At 52.0% G+C, this 16695-nt stretch carries 22 protein-coding genes; 15 read left to right on the top strand and 7 right to left on the bottom strand.

Going from position 1 to position 16695, the window contains the following annotated elements:
* The first annotated feature begins 1 nt into the window (after position 1).
* The 3 genes from pheT to QQL62_RS07780 are packed head-to-tail and all read left to right on the top strand — an operon-like array spanning position 2 to position 3309.
* Positions 2–2413 (top strand): phenylalanine--tRNA ligase subunit beta, encoded by a 2412-nt coding sequence (gene pheT, locus QQL62_RS07790; RefSeq protein WP_284377477.1) that lies wholly within the window; start codon positions 2–4, stop codon positions 2411–2413.
* Positions 2410–2850, top strand: coding sequence for a phosphatase domain-containing protein (locus tag QQL62_RS07785; RefSeq protein ID WP_284377475.1), 441 nt, complete (start codon positions 2410–2412; stop codon positions 2848–2850). The genes pheT and QQL62_RS07785 overlap by 4 nt, the downstream gene beginning before the upstream one ends.
* A 9-nt stretch (positions 2851–2859) precedes the next feature.
* Complete coding sequence (locus QQL62_RS07780) at positions 2860–3309, top strand: YtoQ family protein (protein ID WP_284377473.1); 450 nt, start codon at positions 2860–2862, stop codon at positions 3307–3309.
* On the opposite strand, the gene QQL62_RS07775 is transcribed toward QQL62_RS07780, so the two are convergent.
* Together QQL62_RS07775 and QQL62_RS07770 are read right to left on the bottom strand one after the other, a co-directional pair.
* Complete coding sequence (locus QQL62_RS07775) at positions 3302–4663, bottom strand: DUF3131 domain-containing protein (protein WP_284377470.1); 1362 nt, start codon at positions 4661–4663, stop codon at positions 3302–3304. The two genes, QQL62_RS07780 and QQL62_RS07775, sit on opposite strands and share 8 nt — an antisense overlap.
* 98 nt (positions 4664–4761) lie before the next feature.
* On the bottom strand, positions 4762–5097 hold the full coding sequence (locus tag QQL62_RS07770) for an ArsR/SmtB family transcription factor (protein ID WP_284377467.1): 336 nt from the start codon (positions 5095–5097) through the stop codon (positions 4762–4764).
* A gap of 69 nt (positions 5098–5166) precedes the next feature.
* On the opposite strand from QQL62_RS07770, the gene QQL62_RS07765 reads away from it, so the two are divergent.
* The 3 genes from QQL62_RS07765 to QQL62_RS07755 are packed head-to-tail and all read left to right on the top strand — an operon-like array spanning position 5167 to position 7866.
* Positions 5167–6183, top strand: a complete 1017-nt coding sequence (locus QQL62_RS07765; RefSeq protein ID WP_284377465.1) for an adenosine deaminase — start codon at positions 5167–5169, stop codon at positions 6181–6183.
* Positions 6184–6207: 24 nt separating this feature from the next.
* On the top strand, positions 6208–6684 hold the full coding sequence (locus QQL62_RS07760) for an OsmC family protein (protein ID WP_284377462.1): 477 nt from the start codon (positions 6208–6210) through the stop codon (positions 6682–6684).
* 9 nt (positions 6685–6693) lie between these two features.
* Positions 6694–7866, top strand: coding sequence for a pyridoxal phosphate-dependent aminotransferase (locus QQL62_RS07755; RefSeq protein ID WP_284377457.1), 1173 nt, complete (start codon positions 6694–6696; stop codon positions 7864–7866).
* Here the strand turns inward: QQL62_RS07755 and QQL62_RS07750 are convergent, their stop codons facing one another.
* Both QQL62_RS07750 and QQL62_RS07745 read right to left on the bottom strand, forming a co-directional pair.
* Complete coding sequence (locus QQL62_RS07750; protein ID WP_284377453.1) at positions 7867–8373, bottom strand: PaaI family thioesterase; 507 nt, start codon at positions 8371–8373, stop codon at positions 7867–7869.
* A complete protein-coding gene (locus QQL62_RS07745) occupies positions 8370–8798 on the bottom strand; it encodes a PaaI family thioesterase (RefSeq protein ID WP_284377451.1) in 429 nt (142 codons plus the stop codon). The genes QQL62_RS07750 and QQL62_RS07745 overlap by 4 nt, the downstream gene beginning before the upstream one ends.
* Before the next feature lie 311 nt (positions 8799–9109).
* On the opposite strand from QQL62_RS07745, the gene QQL62_RS07740 reads away from it, so the two are divergent.
* From QQL62_RS07740 to QQL62_RS07710, 7 genes are all read left to right on the top strand, one after another.
* Entirely contained in the window at positions 9110–9466 is a 357-nt protein-coding gene (locus tag QQL62_RS07740) for an AtpZ/AtpI family protein (protein WP_284377449.1), read from the top strand.
* 66 nt (positions 9467–9532) lie between these two features.
* Positions 9533–10243, top strand: a complete 711-nt coding sequence (locus tag QQL62_RS07735) for a F0F1 ATP synthase subunit A (protein WP_284378697.1) — start codon at positions 9533–9535, stop codon at positions 10241–10243.
* A gap of 46 nt (positions 10244–10289) precedes the next feature.
* Positions 10290–10526 carry a F0F1 ATP synthase subunit C gene (locus tag QQL62_RS07730; protein WP_284377447.1) on the top strand — a complete coding sequence of 79 codons (237 nt, stop codon included), beginning with the start codon at positions 10290–10292 and terminating at the stop codon, positions 10524–10526.
* An 86-nt stretch (positions 10527–10612) separates the two neighbouring features.
* On the top strand, positions 10613–11149 hold the full coding sequence (locus QQL62_RS07725; RefSeq protein ID WP_284377445.1) for a F0F1 ATP synthase subunit B': 537 nt from the start codon (positions 10613–10615) through the stop codon (positions 11147–11149).
* Positions 11150–11153: 4 nt separating this feature from the next.
* Positions 11154–11711: a F0F1 ATP synthase subunit B gene (locus QQL62_RS07720; protein WP_284377443.1), complete on the top strand. Its 558-nt coding sequence runs from the start codon at positions 11154–11156 to the stop codon at positions 11709–11711.
* 116 nt (positions 11712–11827) lie between these two features.
* Positions 11828–12145, top strand: a complete 318-nt coding sequence (locus QQL62_RS07715; protein WP_284377442.1) for an ArsR/SmtB family transcription factor — start codon at positions 11828–11830, stop codon at positions 12143–12145.
* Positions 12142–12546, top strand: a complete 405-nt coding sequence (locus QQL62_RS07710) for an SRPBCC family protein (protein ID WP_284377440.1) — start codon at positions 12142–12144, stop codon at positions 12544–12546. Before QQL62_RS07715 ends, QQL62_RS07710 begins: the two co-directional genes overlap by 4 nt.
* A 2-nt stretch (positions 12547–12548) precedes the next feature.
* Here the strand turns inward: QQL62_RS07710 and QQL62_RS07705 are convergent, their stop codons facing one another.
* The 3 genes from QQL62_RS07705 to QQL62_RS07695 all read right to left on the bottom strand — a co-directional run bounded on the left by QQL62_RS07705 (position 12549) and on the right by QQL62_RS07695 (position 14979).
* Positions 12549–13316, bottom strand: coding sequence for a FadR/GntR family transcriptional regulator (locus QQL62_RS07705; protein WP_284377438.1), 768 nt, complete (start codon positions 13314–13316; stop codon positions 12549–12551).
* Positions 13317–13403: 87 nt separating this feature from the next.
* Complete coding sequence (locus tag QQL62_RS07700; RefSeq protein ID WP_284377436.1) at positions 13404–14036, bottom strand: YiaD family glycine zipper/OmpA-like lipoprotein; 633 nt, start codon at positions 14034–14036, stop codon at positions 13404–13406.
* 121 nt (positions 14037–14157) lie between these two features.
* Positions 14158–14979 (bottom strand): bifunctional transcriptional activator/DNA repair enzyme AdaA, encoded by an 822-nt coding sequence (locus QQL62_RS07695; protein ID WP_284377434.1) that lies wholly within the window; start codon positions 14977–14979, stop codon positions 14158–14160.
* A gap of 92 nt (positions 14980–15071) precedes the next feature.
* Here QQL62_RS07695 and nth point away from each other — a divergent pair, with 92 nt between their 5' ends.
* Positions 15072–15719 (top strand): endonuclease III, encoded by a 648-nt coding sequence (nth, locus tag QQL62_RS07690; RefSeq protein ID WP_284377432.1) that lies wholly within the window; start codon positions 15072–15074, stop codon positions 15717–15719.
* A complete protein-coding gene (locus QQL62_RS07685) occupies positions 15712–16695 on the top strand; it encodes an adenosine kinase (RefSeq protein WP_284377430.1) in 984 nt (327 codons plus the stop codon). The genes nth and QQL62_RS07685 overlap by 8 nt, the downstream gene beginning before the upstream one ends.

Genomic DNA, 16695 nt, shown 5'->3' with positions numbered 1-16695 from the left:
AATGAAATTCACACTATCTTGGCTGAAACGCCACTTAGAAACTGATGCACCTCTTGAAGACATCCTGTATGCGCTAACGGATATGGGGCTAGAGGTCGAAGAGGTGGTAAACCCGCTGGATACGCTGGCGGCTTTTACTATTGGTTATGTGAAGCACGCAGAAAAACACCCCGATGCGGACAAGTTGCGCGTCTGCAAGGTGGATACCGACGAGGGTGAGTTGCAGATCATTTGTGGCGCACCGAATGCCCGCGAGGGCATCCATGTGGTTGTGGCCAAGCCTGGCGTTTATGTGCCCGGATTGGATATCACCATCGGTGTTGGCAAAATTCGCGGTGTTGAATCCTACGGTATGATGGCCTCGGAAAAAGAGATGGAACTGTCGGACGAGCACGATGGTATTATTGAGCTGTCTGGCGCGCCAAAGGTTGGGTCGAAATTCGTGGATTATCTGGCAGAGCATCGCCCAGATGCAATTGATCCGATGATCGAAATCGCCATTACCCCGAATCGCCCAGATGCATTGGGTGTGCGTGGCATTGCCCGTGATTTGGCCGCACGTGGGCTGGGTGTGATGAAGCCTTGTGAAATTGAACCGGTAACTGGCACGTTTAAATCCGATATCGATGTCGTCATTGATGCGGATACCCGCGATGGATGTCCGGTATTCACTGGGCGTTTGGTCAAGGGCGTGAAAAACGGGCCAAGCCCCGCATGGCTACAAACGTGGCTAAAGGCAATTGGCCTGCGCCCGATTTCATTCTTGGTCGATGTGACCAACTTCTTTGCCTATGATCAAAACCGCCCGCTTCACGTTTTTGATGCGGATAAATTGGTGGGTAGTCTACGGGTGCACCGCGCCAAGGGGGGCGAAAAGCTGACCGCCCTTGATGACGGCGAGTATACATTAGATGCTGGCATGATTGCTATTTCTGATGACCGAGGTGCTCAAAGTATCGCGGGCATTATGGGTGGCTTGGACACCGGCTGTTCTGATGAAACGGTAAATGTCTTTGTCGAAAGCGCCTTCTGGGATCGCATTGACATCGCCATTGCTGGGCGCAAACTAAAGATCAATTCCGATGCGCGCTATCGCTTCGAGCGCGGCATCGATCCAGAATTTACGCCCAAAGGCTTGGATCATGCCGTTCGGATGATTTTGGATCACGCAGGCGGTGAGGCATCTGAAATGGTGGTAACGGGCAACGTACCCAACACAACCCGCAGCTACAAATTAGATACAGACCGTGTGAAATCATTGGTGGGTATGGAGATATCTGCTGAAAATCAAGTGAAATACCTGACTGATCTAGGGTTTAAAATCGATGGCGATCAGGCATTCCCACCCAGCTGGCGCCCCGATGTTCAGGGATCGGCTGATCTGGTAGAAGAGGTGGCGCGCATAGCATCGCTGGCCAATCTACAGGGCGTGCCCCTGCCAAAGTTAAGCGATGGTATCCCCACACCGATCCTATCACCAATGCAGAAACGCGAATCCACTGCGCGCCGTGCGATGGCGGCGCTGGGGTATAATGAATGTGTGACATACTCGTTCATCGATTCCGCATCGGCCGAGTTATTCGGCGGTGGCAGTGATGCGGTACGCATCAGCAACCCAATTTCATCAGATATGAGCCATATGCGCCCCAGTCTATTCGCAGGTCTTTTGAAAGCTGCGGCCCGTAACCAAGCGCGCGGCATTATGGACATGGCGCTGTTCGAGGTTGGCACTGTCTTCCATGGCGGAGAGCCCAAGGATGGCGAATTGTTGGCCGCAGGTTTGTTAATCGGGCACACCAATGCGCGCGATCCGCACGGCGCCCGCCGTATGGTGGATACATTTGATGCCAAGGCAGATGCCGAAGCGGTCTTGTCGGCCATTGGGGCACCAGAAAAGCTGATGGTCACACGTCCAGCCAAGGAATGGTGGCATCCTGGCCGTTCGGGCAAGCTGTGCTTGGGGCCTAAAAATGTGCTCTGTGCCTTCGGCGAGTTGCACCCCAAGGTGATTGAGGCAATGGGGGTAAAGGGGCCGGTCGTCGGATTCGCAATCCATTTGGAAAATCCACCCCTACCGCGGGCCAAATCCGCCACACGCCCAGCATTAAAGACCAGCGACCTACAGGCCGTTGATCGCGATTTCGCATTTGTTGTGGATAGCGATGTAGAGGCATTGACCCTGTTGAATGCCGCAAAAGGCGCGGATAAGGGCCTGATTGTCGAGGCCTCTGTTTTTGATGTCTTCGAGGGGGCCAAAGCCGTTGCCCAAATGGGCGAAGGTAAAAAATCAATTGCCGTAACCATCAAGATCCAACCCAAGGACAAAACCCTAAAGGACAAAGACATCGAAGCGATCGCAGACAAGGTGGTCGATAAGGTGACGAAGGCCACAGGCGGAGTTCTACGCGGGTGAAAACAGTGTTGTTCGATATCGACGGAACATTGGCCGATATCGAGCACCGCCGCCACTTTGTAGAGGGTGATCGCCAGAATTGGTTTAGGTTTTTCGAGGCAATGGGCGATGATGTAGTGAACAAGCCCATCGTGGATCTGTATCAGTTGCTATGGGTGCATCCGGATTACGAATGTATCATTCTATCCGGACGCCCCGATCGCTATCGGCAGATGACTGAGCAGTGGTTTGCGTGGAATGAAATTGAGTTTGACCGCCTTTTGATGCGCGCAGATAAGGATCAGCGGCGCGACGATTTGGTTAAATTGGATTTCCTGAACCTATTGCGTAAAGAGGGTAAAGAGATTCTATTTGTCGTGGATGATCGCCAACAGGTGGTGGATATGTGGCGGGCTAATGGAATAACCTGTCTGCAATGTGATTACGGCGACTTTTAGGAGAAAGTTATGACACTGAATGTTTACCTAGCTGGTGAAATACATAGCAATTGGCGAGAAGAAATCATGCAAGGTTGTGCGGATATTGATGTGCAGTTTAGCGCCCCTGTGACGGATCATGATTCATCGGATGATTGCGGTGTGGCGATCATGGGCGCCGAGGCGGATAAGTTTTGGCATGATAACAAAGGCGCAAAACTGAATGCAATCCGCACGCGCAAGGCGATTGGAGATGCAGATATTGTGGTTGTGCGATTTGGCCAAAAATACAAACAGTGGAATGCGGCATTTGATGCAGGTCAGGCCTATGCATTGGGAAAATCGGTGATTGTCATGCACCAAGCAGAGCATCAACATGCGCTAAAAGAGGTCGATGCCGCAGCGCTTGCCGTGGTGGAAACATCCCAACAGGTTGCGCAAATTCTACGCTATGTCCAAGATGGTTCCCTGCCTACATAGGCCGCTGATATAAGGGGCCAAATGCCTTATAATGTAGCGCTTCTAGGATCATCGCATTGGTGTTTAGAGTGTAAATCTCGTTCTTGCCCATATTTTCCTCGAATAGGCCCGCCATCCAGCCATCCTCGGTTTGTAACTCGCTAACGGCATCTATCAGCTCATTGGTATAGGGGTGGCGGGTAACGGCCCACCAACCAAAGGATGCCTTGGTGGAGATCCCGCGTTTATTTGATACGTCCTTGCGGCTAGCGGTGACAGATCTAAATGGCTCGAAATCCACCAGTATCGCGTTATAGGCGAAATAAGGTGGGCCTTTTATGTGATCCTCGGACAGCGAGGTCAGCTGACCGGTTCTTTTATATCTGTCATGTTGGGCTTGGAACACGGCCCATGCAACCTCGAAACTCTCAGGTCGCCAGCCGTATTCCAGAACCTCTAGCAAGAATGGTTCGGAAGTGGTGACGGCCGAGACCCCATGGGTCTTTTTGGTGCGTTTATCGGCAGGTAAGCGAATGTCGTAATATTGTTGCCATCGTAAAATAGGGTCGTATTTATAGGCCTCGTCCACGGCCAATCCAAGGATTTTACCAGTAACAGCGGCATATTGCTCGTACCCAATACGCCCTTCTTGCACGCGGATTTTGTGGGTTTTGTGCAGGATCGCGACCCCCGAAAAACGCCCATTATGGGCCGTTTTGGATAAATCCCAACGGTCTACAACCAAAGACATCAGCGGGAACAATTCTGGGAAGTGTTCAGATGCGACCAACAGGCCAGACATCATCCGCATGATGTCCAGCGCTGAATAGCCAATGCCCTTTGGTTTGGGCTTGTTGGCGTAGTCCGTCATGGCCAGGGTCTCGATGTTATAGGCCTTGTTGGGCAATACGCCCTCATAAAGCGGCAGATTCGCAAGGCTACCGATAGCCTTGGTCAGGCGATCTGCGGCCTGCTCTCGGCTGATCAGCCCCAGTTTATACGCGGAAACCAACGCTAGCAGATACCCGCCCTCGTCCCATAGGGTCATGGATTTAAAGTTGCGCACCGAGGGCACAAGGCCACTATCGGGGTGGGTGTTTTGTTCAAAATAGGCCCAAGCGGTTTGCGCATAGGCGCGCTCGCTTGGGGTTAGGGGCGCGCGGGGTAGGTTGCGCGGGTCTGGGATGTTGCGTGGTACCTTTATGGTGGGGCCGGTGCTTAACAATGCTGGATCAAGTGTTGTCCATTCCGGATCGGCATTATCTGATTGCGCAGATTTAGGCATCTGCTGGCCAAGGCCCACAATCCCACTGGCCATGCCCGCTTGGGTTAATGCCAAGGTTAAAACAAAAACTACACTGAAACCTAGGCGCATAATGTTGGCAATCCGCTATTCGAATAAGGAAATTTCTGAATGTGGAATACCCGATGAATGCCGGTATTTCGTTAACTATGCACGGGTTGCGTTGCATTTTAACGGTTTTCCTTCGTTAAATTCTCTGCGTGTAAAAAATCCTCGAACTTGTCTAAATTAACCAGCTCAAATTGGCCAAAGCTCTCCATCCATAACATGGTGTCGCGCATGGCGTCGGTTTGTAATTTGCACCATTTTACGCGGCCGCGTTTCTCTTGCTCGATCAGGCCTGCGCGGGTTAAAATATGCAGATGTTTAGAAATCGCGGCCAGTGACATTTCGAATGGGTGGGCCACATCTGTGACCGCCATGTCGTCTTCTAGCAACATCGCTAATATCTCGCGGCGTGTCGAATCAGACAGTGCAGCAAAAATAAGGTCTAGATTTTGGTCCATAAGGTTGGATAGCGTTATCCCTATAGTGTGGTCAAGTATTGCGCCGCGCGCAAAACGAAGGAGTGTTGGATGGATATTGAGAAACTGATTGACCAGTTGCCCAAAACCGAGCTGCATTTGCATATCGAAGGTACGCTAGAGCCGAAGATGATGTTGGATTTGGCCAAGCGGAACAAGGTTACCCTGCCGTATGAAACGGTGGATCAGGTCGCGGCGGCCTATCAATTTAACAATCTTCAGGATTTTTTGGATGTTTACTATCAGGGCATGTCGGTTCTGATCGAAGAGCGCGATTTTTATGATCTTACTTGGGCTTATTTGGAAAAGGTGCATGGTGACGCGGTACGTCATGTTGAGATATTCTTTGACCCTCAGGCGCATATGGAGCGCGGCGTTTCATTTGAAACTGTGCTGGGGGGGATTACCTCTGCTCTTGCCGAGGCGCATCGCCAACTGGAAATATCATCGAAACTGATCATGTGCTTTCTGCGGCATCTGCCCGAAGAGGCTGGCTACGAGGCGCTGGAATGCGCCTGTAAACACAAAGAGCATATCTATGCTGTTGGGCTAGATTCATCGGAGGCAGGCCGCCCGCCTGAATTGTTTTCGCGCCTGTTTGCAAGCGCACGTGACCACGGGTTTAAAACTGTGGCCCATGCTGGCGAAGAGGGCCCCGCCGCCTATATAAAAACCGCATTGGATGACTTGCGGGTATCGCGGGTGGATCACGGCAACCGCGCCTTTGAAGACCCTGCGCTGATTGCCCGCCTTGCCCAACAGCAGACCCCGATGACCATGTGCCCGCTGTCTAATCTGCGCCTAAAGGGCATATCCGATCTAACCAAGCATCCGATAAAGAGAGCCTTGGATGCGGGTTTGTTGGCCACGGTTAATTCTGATGATCCCAGCTACTTTGGCGGCTATATTAACGACAACTACCGCGCCGTGGCCAAGGCCGTGGGTCTTACGGCTGCTGATATCATAAAGCTTTCTAAAAATTCGGTGATCGCATCATTTCTACCAGATGGGCAGAAACAGAATCTGCTGGATGCGATCGATACACAGGTTTCTACACTTGCGAAATAAAGAGGGAAGCGGCACAGTTCAGCCATGAGTAAAACACACAGCTATCAGATTAAACTTGAATGGGTTGGCAACCGCGGTACGGGCACCAAAACCTACCGTGGATATGGCCGCGATCATATTATCAGCGCAGAAGGCAAGCCCGATATCTTGGGATCGGCAGATCCGGCATTCTTGGGCACGCCCAGCAGATGGAATCCCGAAGAGGCCCTGCTGGCCTCGGTCGCGGCTTGTCACAAACTGTGGTATTTGCACTTGTGCTTTGATGCGGGGGTGAATGTTTTGTCGTATGTGGATAACCCCACCGCAGAAATGCGCGAAAACCCCGATGGCAGTGGCGAGTTCACCCATGTCATGTTGCGCCCAGAGGTTCAGATCGATGCAGGTTCAGATGTCGAAATGGCCACCAAACTACACGGCGGCGTAGGGGATCTGTGTTTTATCGCACGGTCTGTTAAATTCCCAATTCACCACAGCCCTGTCGTTACACAGCGCCTAAACTAAGGACATCACATGAGTTTAAAGGTTATTGAGGGCCTGTCGCATATCGGCGAGGAGAATGCCTTTGCTGTTTTGGCGCGGGCAAATGCCTTAGCCGCAGAGGGGCGCGATGTGATTAATTTGGGTATCGGCCAGCCCGATTTTCCAACCCCCGAACATATTGTCGAGGCGGCCGTGCGTGCATTACGAGACGGCGCCCATGGCTATACCGACGCGCGCGGCATTCCCGAGCTGCGCGCCGGCGTGGCCAGCGATGTTCAGCGCCGGTTGGGTCAAGAAATCAGCCCTGATAATGTTTTGATCGTACCTGGGGGCAAGGTTACCATGTATCTGGCGATCATGATGTTTGGGAAGCCGGGCGCTGAAATTCTGTACCCCGACCCAGGGTTTCCGATCTATCGGTCAATGATTGAATTCACAGGGGCGACGCCCGTGCCAATCCCGATCAAAGAGGAAAATGGTTTTGCCTTTTCTGCGGATGAAACGCTGGAGTTGATTAACGATAGAACTAGCCTGATCATCCTGAACTCTCCGGCCAATCCATGCGGTGGAATTACGCCAGAGTCCGAGATCGATACCTTGGTTGCGGGGCTAGATGCCCACCCAGATGTCGCTGTGTTGTCGGATGAAATCTATGGCCAGATGACCTATGACGGCGCGCCACATGTATCGCTGTTATCATATCCCGAAATTCGGGATAGGCTGATTGTGCTGGATGGGTGGTCTAAAACCTATGCGATGACGGGGTGGCGGATGGGCTATTCGATCTGGCCTGATCAACTATATAACCATGTGCGCAAAATTGCCGTTAATGCATGGTCTTGTGTAAATGCACCTGCGCAATGGGCTGGATTGGCTGCTTTGGCGGGGCCACAGGATTGCGTGCGCGATATGGTGGCAGAATTTGATCGCCGCCGCCATGTGGTGGTGGATGGGCTGAATGCCATCGACCAGATATCCTGCGCCACGCCAAAGGGCGCATTCTATGCATTTCCAAATATTTCCGAAACTGGCCGCAAGGCCAAAGATCTGGCGGGGGATTTGCTGAATCAAACGGGTGTTGCCACCATTGGGGGGCCAGATTTCGGGATTTTGGGCGAAGGGTACATCCGCCTGTCCTATGCCAATTCTATCGAGAATATCGAAACGGCTCTGGCCCGTATTGATGGGTTTTTAAATCGCTGACTACTGTTTGACAGCCTGCATTAAGAAATGCCCCGAGGCCTGTGCGAATAAAATATCGCGATTGTCCTGCCATGCTTCGATATGCACAGAGGCATAGCGCCGCCCCGCACGCACGATTGTAGCGCGGGCATAGGCATCGCGCGGCAACCCTGGGCGTAGATAATCGGTGGTGAAATTAATGGTCTTTGGTAACGGGGGTAGAGAGCTGTGATTGAGGTGCTCGAGATCAAGCTCGCCGGCCTCCATGCTGTCCCAAATGGTTTTCCATGCCAGTGTAATCACGGCAGTGCTCTCCAAAAATCCTGACGTGCCGCCCCCATGTAGGCGATTTATCACCGCATTGCCAATCAGCTTTGGGTCATATTCTAGCACCGCCGTTAGCTCATCACCGCGGCGCTCGAAACTGATACCCATAAATTTTAGAAAAGGTACCGATTGCACAAATGTGTTCAGCACGCTGTCGCGACGCTTCTTGACTTGCTGGACGGGTTCTTGGGGCTGTCTCATATGTCAGCCTTTCTTTTGAAAACAAATGCGCCGGTGGCCTGCGCTATGGGCTTGTCTGGGTTGTCTGCCCATGTGGTGGCACGGGTAAAGGCCACGGTCTGGGTGGTGTGATAAACCTCGGCGCGGGCGACCAATGTTTGGCCTGGGGGCGCTGGGCGCATGTAATCGATGCGCAGATCAATTGTTGCGGTATTGCCGATATTATCCGGATGGATCATCACCGCAAGGCCGCTAACACTATCAAGCAATACCGATACTGCACCGCCATGAACAACTCCGGTATCGGGGTCGCCGATTAGTTCGACAGAATAGGGCATGCTGATGGTTGCGTCGACCTCGCCAACATCAGTTACCTGCATACCCATGGCTTTGCACAGAGGCGTCAGTTCGGTGAACGCTGCCTGCATTTTGTTTGGTTTGGCCAATTTGCACTCCGCTTTTCTAAAACTGTAAACATGGGATTCGCGGATGTCATCCCTGATTGCATCGAATGGCGCGAGGTAATTTTGATTTATCACGGGCAAATGCATTCTCAACCGTTTGGTTGAACTATCGATTTGGCACGCGATTACCCAAAATCGCGGGTGCGCCAAGATGTAGCAGAATCTAAAATATGATTTATTGTTTATTTTCAGATACTTATTTGTGGTGTGCTGCGTGGCTGCGTCGTTGACTCTGTGCCCGTGCAATCGTATTACCAGCGCAACTGTTCACTCAGGGTTTCATAGGGGGTTTTATGTCTGATCCAATCGACCCAAACCGACTTGATGCTCTTGAGGCAAAGCTGAATGCCATACGCGAGGCTGATAAGCCCGCGCCAAAGCATGAAAGCCACTATAGTGCCGCCCAGCAGGGGTGGCGGATGGTTACCGAGCTGGTGGTGGGTTTACTGCTGGGTTTCGGGATAGGATATGGTCTGGACCACCTTTTTGGAACGCGTCCATGGCTAATGATCCTGTTTGTAATGCTTGGGTTTGTCGCGGGGGTTCGCACGATGATGCGCACCGCGGATGAAATCCAAAAGAAGAACATGAGCGCAGGTGCCCCCGCGGTGCAGGCCGGCAAAGACGAAATGTATGACGATGAAGATTGATCGTCGAGCAAGAGGATAGACAACGTGGCTACAGAAGAAGCAGGTAACGGTTTCAACATCCATCCGATGGATCAATTTGAAATTAAATCATTGTTTGGCGGCGGGCCGATCGAATGGTACAGCTTTACCAACGCCACATTGTGGATGGGTTTTGCGATCCTTGCTGTTGTTCTGCTGTTGGTTGTTGGTACACGCAAGCGCGCAATCGTTCCATCGCGCAGCCAGTCTGTCGCTGAGATGATGTATGGCTTCATCCACAAAATGATCGAGGATGTGGCTGGTAAAGAGGGTTTGAAGTTCTTCCCCTATATCTTCACGCTGTTCATCTTCATCTTGGTTTCAAACTTTTTGGGCCTATTGCCGACATCCTTCACAACCACGTCTCACATCGCCGTAACGGCCATGCTGGCCATGGCAGTTTTCGTGGCAGTGACTGTTTTGGGCTTTTACAAAAATGGCATGAAGTTCTTGGGCCTATTCTGGGTGTCATCTGCCCCCCTTGCGTTGCGCCCGATTTTGGCCGTGATCGAGCTGATATCTTACTTCGTGCGCCCTGTTAGCCATTCTATCCGTCTTGCGGGTAACGTTATGGCCGGCCACGCGGTGATCAAGGTTTTTGCAGGGTTCGCTGGTGCATTGGGCGTATGGGCGGCACTGCCGATCCTGTCTATCACAGCTGTCTATGGGCTAGAGGTGCTGGTTGCCGGTATCCAAGCCTATGTTTTCACTATTCTAACGTGTGTGTATTTGAACGATGCTCTGCATCCAAGCCACTAACGTCTGAACACTTATCTTACGCATTCCATCAAAAGGAGAAATCATCATGGAAGGTAATATCGCAGAATTGGGTCAATACATTGGTGCAGGCTTGGCTTGTATTGGTATGGGCGGTGCTGGCATCGGTGTGGGTACTGTTGCAGGTAACTTCCTGGCTGGCGCATTGCGCAACCCATCTGCAGCTGCTGGTCAAACAGCAACATTGTTCATCGGCATCGCGTTTGCCGAAGCTTTGGGCATCTTCTCGTTCTTGGTAGCATTGCTACTGATGTTTGCTGTTTAAGCAAATCTACGAGCGCGCCGAGCAATCGGCGCAAACTGATATGCGCGTGGGGGTGACCTCACGCGTTTCCCCAATCGGAGAGCAAAATGGCTGATACATCCCATGGCGCAGCCCCCGGTGCAGAATCCGCACCAGGCATGCCACAGCTGGATTTTTCAACGTTCCCAAACCAGATTTTCTGGTTGGTGGTTACGCTGGTTATCCTGTATCTAATTCTAAGCCGCGTTGCATTGCCACGTATCGCAACAGTTTTGGCCGAACGCCAAGGCGCGATACAGCGCGATTTAGACAAGGCCGAGGAACTGAAACGCACCGCACAAGATGCCGAAGACGCCTATAACAAGGCTTTGGCTGATGCGCGTTCACAAGCATCTGAAATCGTAGCCGAAGCAAAGGCCGATATCCAAAAAGATTTGGATAAGGCAATTGCAAAAGCTGATGCAGAAATTGCGGCCAAGGCAGCAGAATCTGAAAAAGCAATCCAAGCGATCCGCGACAGCGCTGCCAAATCAGTGGCAGAGGTTGCACAGACAGCAACAGCAGATATCGTGAACGCGGTTATGCCAAATGCGGCTGATGCTAAATCGATCAAAGCCGCCGTTACTGCGCGTCTGAAAGGATAAGAAGATGAGAGTATTACTGACATCTACCTTGGCCCTTACAGCCAGCCCAGCATTGGCCGCTTCTGGCCCGTTCTTTTCGCTGAACAATACAGATTTTGTTGTTCTGATCTCATTCCTTTTGTTCATTGCTTTGCTGGTTTACCTAAAGGTACCCGGAAAATTGGGTGGCATGCTGGATGAGCGCGCTACTGGTATTCAAAATGATCTGGACGAGGCGCGCTCTTTGCGTGAAGAAGCTCAGAGCATTTTGGCCGAATACGAGCGCAAGCAAAAGGAAGTGCAGGAACAGGCTGATAAAATAGTCGCCTCTGCCAAAGACGAAGCCAAGGCCGCCGCTGCACAGGCAAAGGTTGACCTAAAATCATCTATCGCGCGTCGTCTTCAGGCGGCCGAAGATCAGATTGCATCTGCACAGGCATCCGCGATCAAAGAGGTTAAAGATTCAGCAGTGAATGTTGCGATCTTGGCCGCGCAAGATGTTATTGCATCAAACATGAAGGCCAAAGAGGCCGGCGATTTGATCAATGCCGCAATCGATGAAGTGGGCGAGAAGCTACACTAAGTCTTTTAGATACCGAAGTTATAACCCGCGGGCTACGGCTCGCGGGTTTTTTTATGTTGACTCATGATACCATTTGGTTTTATTTAAGTGATACCAATTAGTATCATGAGGGTCTAATGCAAGACAACATCGCAACATTCAAGGCCTTGGGCGATCCAACGCGTCAGCAAATATTGGGCCTATTGGCTCGCGAAGAGCTGACCATCGCAGAGGTCGCCAGCAAGTTTGATATGACTAGAGCAGGCGTAAAAAAACACATGATCTTGCTCGAACGGGGTAACCTGATTTCTGTCACCCCCCGCGGGCGTGAAAGGCTGAACCGCTTAAACCCCGAAGGTTTCAGGGCGATCACCGATTGGCTCGGATTTTTTGACAATTTCTGGGATGAAAAACTTAATGCACTGGCCAACGTAATAAAGGACGAAAACAAATGAGTACTTCTGATTTGATCAAAACAATTTACCTTCCCGTATCGCCAAAGGTGGCTTGGGCATATTTGACCGAGCCTGAAAAAATGGCCAAATGGTTACATGCGCCTAAAGAGGCGCTTAGGAAAGGCGAGGATTACGCCCTGTATGGGAATGAGTCTGGAGACAAGCTGTGCTGGGGGCGGGTTACAGAAATGACACCCCATACCTCGCTTGCCTATAGTTTCTCGGTAAAGCCTGCCCCTGATCTAGAGACCCATGTTTACTGGACGCTGGATGCAGCAAATGATGGAACATTGATCACATTGCGCCACACTGGGCTGGCCCCGAGCAATAATTTTGATCTATTGATGGGGTTAGACCGCGGTTGGGATGAACATTTCGCATCTCTGCGCGATGCGCTCTAGACCTACTTGGCGATCTCATTCTGGTAGCGCAGTTTTGCGGTCGTCTCGTTTTCTTCGGCACGTCTTGTCTCTACCATACAGGTTTCAACAAAGCTAAGGTGATCCACTACCGCTTGGCGCGCGGCCTTTGGGTCGTGTGCCTTTATGGCTGATAGAATGGCGCGGTGCTGGCCTAGAATTGTGCTTCGGGTCGCGCGACGCTCGAACATAATCTCGCGGTTATAGTAGATGCCGCGCTTCAAGACCTCGAACATAGAGCGCATCATATGAAGCATGAAAATATTGTGAGATGCTTCGATGATTGCCATGTGAAATTCGGCGTCTAATGCGGCATCCTGTGCGGCGCTGTTTGTACCATCCAGAGCCAGCATTTTTTCAAAGATAGCTTCGATCACCATGATGTCGGTGTGGGTACCCATAGTGGCGGCGCGTTCGGCAGCAATGGATTCCAGATCACGGCGAAATGCGATGTAGTCAAACAGCGCATCTTGATGGGTTGAAAACAACTCGATTAGGGGCTCTGAAAAGGCGCTGCCAAATATATCGCCAACAAAGATACCTGCGCTGGCCCGGCTTTCCAAAAGTCCTTTCTCTTGCAAATTGGAAATGGCTTCGCGCAAAGAGGGTCGCGATACCCCAAGGCGTTCGGATAGGTCGCGCTCGGAGGGTAGCCGTTCGCCTGGGCGTAAAATACCACGCAGGATCAAGCCCTCGATCTGGTCGATGACCGTATCGGCAATCCGCTCTTGTTCAATTTTCTGAAAGGGCATTCCAGTCTCCTTTGGTCAGATAATATGACCAAAGAGAGTCGTGGGCAAGAATGCATTGCGCGGGAAAGCCGCGCAATGCAGATTATTTTATTGGCGCGGTGTAATGATGATTTCTACACGGCGGTTGGCGGCGCGACCCTCGAATGTATCATTGGATGCTATTGGCATTTGCTCGCTGCGGCCATAGGCACGGATACGCTCAGATGACACGCCGTTGAAAATAAGCTCTGATTGAACGGCCTGTGCGCGGCGGGTCGAAAGGTTTTGATTATAGGCCGTAGAGCCTACATTGTCCGTATGACCAACCAAATCAATCACTGTATCTGGGTATTTGTTCAAGCTTTGCGATAGCTCGATCATCACGTTTTGTAGGCTAGGGCGTAATACGGTGCTGTCGGTATCAAAGGTGATATCCTCGGGCAATGTTACAACCAATTGCCCGCCAACGCGGTTGATTTCTACACCTGTACCATTCAGAGAGCTGCGCAGCTCTTCCTCTTGCTTGTCAAGCTCGTTGCCGATCAAGCCACCAATGGCGGCACCAGCAAGGGTGCGCTTGATTTTACCGTTGCTGTCGTCATCTGTAAGAATGCCAGAAATCAGCCCGATGCCTGCGCCAATGGCGGCGCCTTTCTGTGCTTTGTCTGGTTCTTCGGTACATGCAACCAGCGCAATGGCGCTGAGGGTTGCGATTGAAACTGTTTTTAATACTGTGGCCATTTTATGATCCTGTTTTATCTGCCTGCATCCATCACTTGGGTAAAATTGTTAAGTTTTCAACTCATAAACGCGTGAAATTGCCCAAAGCGCGGGTTTTTGCCATTTTTGGCGATAAAAGTGACTAATTCGTGACGGCCTCGTGCAAAAGTAACGCACGCTTCACCGGCAAGCCCCAATGGTATCCGCCCAATCCGCCACCCTTTCGCAGGGCTCGGTGGCAGGGAATCAACCAAGAAATTGGGTTTTTTCCGACGGCTGTTCCCACCGCACGCACGGCCCTTGGGTGGTCTATTGCGGCCGCGATATCGCTATAGGTCGTTACCTGACCCGAGGGGATGTTCAAGAGCGCCTCCCATACCTTGATCTGAAAGGGCGCGCCGATCAAATGTAATCGCGCGTTGGCATTTCCTAGCACGGCCTCTTGGTATGTGTTCAGCCCCTGTTGGTCTTGGATGAATGTGGCATCAGGCCAACGCGCGCAAATATCACGCAGGGCCTCGGCACGGCCACACTCAGCGCTAAAGGCGAGGCCGCAAATACCCTTGGCCGTGGCCGCGATCAACATTTCACCAAAAGGGCTGTCGTACCAAGCATATCTAATCTCTAGCCCCGCCCCCTTGCGGGCGTATTCACCGGGGCTCATGGCCTCCCATGTTAGGAACATATCGTGCAATCGCCCCGTGCCCGACAACCCGCTGGCATGGGCCGTTTCCAATGTGTTATGCGCATCTCGCAGCAGGGTTTTAGCCACATCTAGTGTGAGATATTGTTGGTATTTCTTGGGGCTAACGCCTGTCCATTTGGTGAAGACCCGCTGGAAATGGGTGGGGGATAGGCCGGCGGCCTCGGCCACCTGTGCTAGGCTGGGGTTTGTGGCGCGGTTGGCCTCGATGTAATCGAGTGCGCGCGCGACAATTCGATAGTGGTATGGATCATGTGTCATGGGGTCAGTTTTACACGGGGTGGGGTACGGAACCACCCGTTTCTTGCGCAAACACTACTTGGCAACGGGGGCGTTGCGTGTAAAAAGCGCCTATGCCCAAGCAACTCGACTATCATTCTATATCTGAGATTTTCCATCGGTTTCGCGAACACGAACCCGAGCCAAAAGGCGAGCTGGATCACGTGAATGCCTTTACCTTGGTGGTGGCGGTGGCCCTATCTGCACAGGCAACGGATATCGGTGTGAACAAGGCAACCAAGGAGCTTTTTAAAATCGCTGATACGCCAGAGAAAATGGTGGCCTTGGGGGTAGAGGGTATTACCGAGCATGTTAAAACCATTGGCCTGTTCCGTCAGAAGGCGAAAAACGTCTATCGCCTTAGCCAGATATTGGCGGATGAATACAACAGTATTGTGCCCTCGTCGCGCGCGGCCCTAGAGAGCCTGCCTGGTGTAGGGCGCAAGACGGCCAATGTGGTGCTGAATATGTGGTTCAAGCAACCCGCTCAGGCCGTTGATACCCATATCTATCGCTTTGGCAATCGCACGGGCGTTGCTAAGGGCAAGGACGTGGTGGCCGTAGAGCGTGCCATAGAGGATCATATCCCTGCAGAATACCAGCACCATGCCCATCACTGGATGATCCTGCACGGGCGCTATGTATGTAAAGCGCGCAAGCCCGTGTGCGCGAATTGTATAATCGAAGATCTCTGTCATTTTGAGGAAAAAACAAATGTCTAAAGCGTATCAAGTTGTTGGCATCGGAAATGCGATTGTCGATGTTCTGTCCTTCTGTTCAGAAGATTTTCTATCTGAGGCCGAAATCGACAAGGGCATTATGCAGCTGATAGATACCCAGCGCGCAACATCGCTATATGGCATGATGGGGGCAGGCACCGAAATGTCTGGTGGTTCAGGCGCCAACACAATCGCTGGTTTGGCCAATATGGGGGTGAAAACCGCATATGTGGGCAAGGTAAAGGATGATCAGCTGGGTGATATTTTCCACCATGATATGAACGCAACCGGTGCGGTATACAACACCCCGCGCGCGCCCAAAGAGGCGGCCGATGAGACGGGGCGGTGCATGGTTTTGGTTACACCTGATGGCGAGCGTTCCATGAACACCTATCTGGGGGTAACCGAGCATCTGGCCGCGGATGATATCGATCCACAGATGATGGCGGATGCGGATTGGCTGTACCTAGAGGGCTATCGTTTTGATGGGCCCGAAAGCCATGCGGCATTTGCCAAGGCCATTGGCGCCTGCAAGGCAGCTGGTGGCAAGGTGTCGGTGACCCTTTCTGACCCGTTCTGTGTGGATCGCCATCGTGATGCCTTTGCAAAACTTATCCGCGAAGACGTAGATCTGTTGTTTTGCAACGAGCACGAGATGGCAGCGATGTACCCTGCGGATACGCTAGATCAATCCATCGAAATCGCGGCAACACGTACAGAAACTGTGGCATGTACCGTAGGAGACAAAGGCGCGGTTATCGCACATCAGGGCAAGATTGTGCGCGTTGCTGCGACACCTGTGGATATCGTCGATGCAACCGGTGCGGGGGATTTGTTTGCCGCAGGCTTCCTGGCGGGGTTGGTGCAGGGGCAGGATATGGAAGGCTGTGGTAAAATGGGCTGCGCCGCAGCAGGGCATATCATTAGCAAGCTTGGCGCGCGCTCGGATCAAAACTTGGCCGAGATTGTTTCGATCTAA

The organism is Amylibacter marinus, assembly GCF_030160015.1.
Taxonomy (GTDB): Bacteria; Pseudomonadota; Alphaproteobacteria; order Rhodobacterales; family Rhodobacteraceae; genus Amylibacter; species Amylibacter marinus.
This window is presented reverse-complemented; position numbering and strand designations above follow the sequence as displayed.

Coding starts and splice junctions, on each gene's coding strand:
- pheT (WP_284377477.1), top strand. CDS start 2: ATGAAATTCACACTATCTTGGCTGAAACGCCACTTAGAAACTGATGCA.
- QQL62_RS07780 (WP_284377473.1), top strand. CDS start 2,860: ATGACACTGAATGTTTACCTAGCTGGTGAAATACATAGCAATTGGCGA.
- QQL62_RS07775 (WP_284377470.1), bottom strand. CDS start 4,663: ATGCGCCTAGGTTTCAGTGTAGTTTTTGTTTTAACCTTGGCATTAACC.
- QQL62_RS07770 (WP_284377467.1), bottom strand. CDS start 5,097: ATGGACCAAAATCTAGACCTTATTTTTGCTGCACTGTCTGATTCGACA.
- QQL62_RS07765 (WP_284377465.1), top strand. CDS start 5,167: ATGGATATTGAGAAACTGATTGACCAGTTGCCCAAAACCGAGCTGCAT.
- QQL62_RS07760 (WP_284377462.1), top strand. CDS start 6,208: ATGAGTAAAACACACAGCTATCAGATTAAACTTGAATGGGTTGGCAAC.
- QQL62_RS07755 (WP_284377457.1), top strand. CDS start 6,694: ATGAGTTTAAAGGTTATTGAGGGCCTGTCGCATATCGGCGAGGAGAAT.
- QQL62_RS07750 (WP_284377453.1), bottom strand. CDS start 8,373: ATGAGACAGCCCCAAGAACCCGTCCAGCAAGTCAAGAAGCGTCGCGAC.
- QQL62_RS07740 (WP_284377449.1), top strand. CDS start 9,110: ATGTCTGATCCAATCGACCCAAACCGACTTGATGCTCTTGAGGCAAAG.
- QQL62_RS07735 (WP_284378697.1), top strand. CDS start 9,533: ATGGATCAATTTGAAATTAAATCATTGTTTGGCGGCGGGCCGATCGAA.
- QQL62_RS07730 (WP_284377447.1), top strand. CDS start 10,290: ATGGAAGGTAATATCGCAGAATTGGGTCAATACATTGGTGCAGGCTTG.
- QQL62_RS07725 (WP_284377445.1), top strand. CDS start 10,613: ATGGCTGATACATCCCATGGCGCAGCCCCCGGTGCAGAATCCGCACCA.
- QQL62_RS07720 (WP_284377443.1), top strand. CDS start 11,154: ATGAGAGTATTACTGACATCTACCTTGGCCCTTACAGCCAGCCCAGCA.
- QQL62_RS07715 (WP_284377442.1), top strand. CDS start 11,828: ATGCAAGACAACATCGCAACATTCAAGGCCTTGGGCGATCCAACGCGT.
- QQL62_RS07710 (WP_284377440.1), top strand. CDS start 12,142: ATGAGTACTTCTGATTTGATCAAAACAATTTACCTTCCCGTATCGCCA.
- QQL62_RS07705 (WP_284377438.1), bottom strand. CDS start 13,316: ATGCCCTTTCAGAAAATTGAACAAGAGCGGATTGCCGATACGGTCATC.
- QQL62_RS07700 (WP_284377436.1), bottom strand. CDS start 14,036: ATGGCCACAGTATTAAAAACAGTTTCAATCGCAACCCTCAGCGCCATT.
- QQL62_RS07695 (WP_284377434.1), bottom strand. CDS start 14,979: ATGACACATGATCCATACCACTATCGAATTGTCGCGCGCGCACTCGAT.
- nth (WP_284377432.1), top strand. CDS start 15,072: ATGCCCAAGCAACTCGACTATCATTCTATATCTGAGATTTTCCATCGG.
- QQL62_RS07685 (WP_284377430.1), top strand. CDS start 15,712: ATGTCTAAAGCGTATCAAGTTGTTGGCATCGGAAATGCGATTGTCGAT.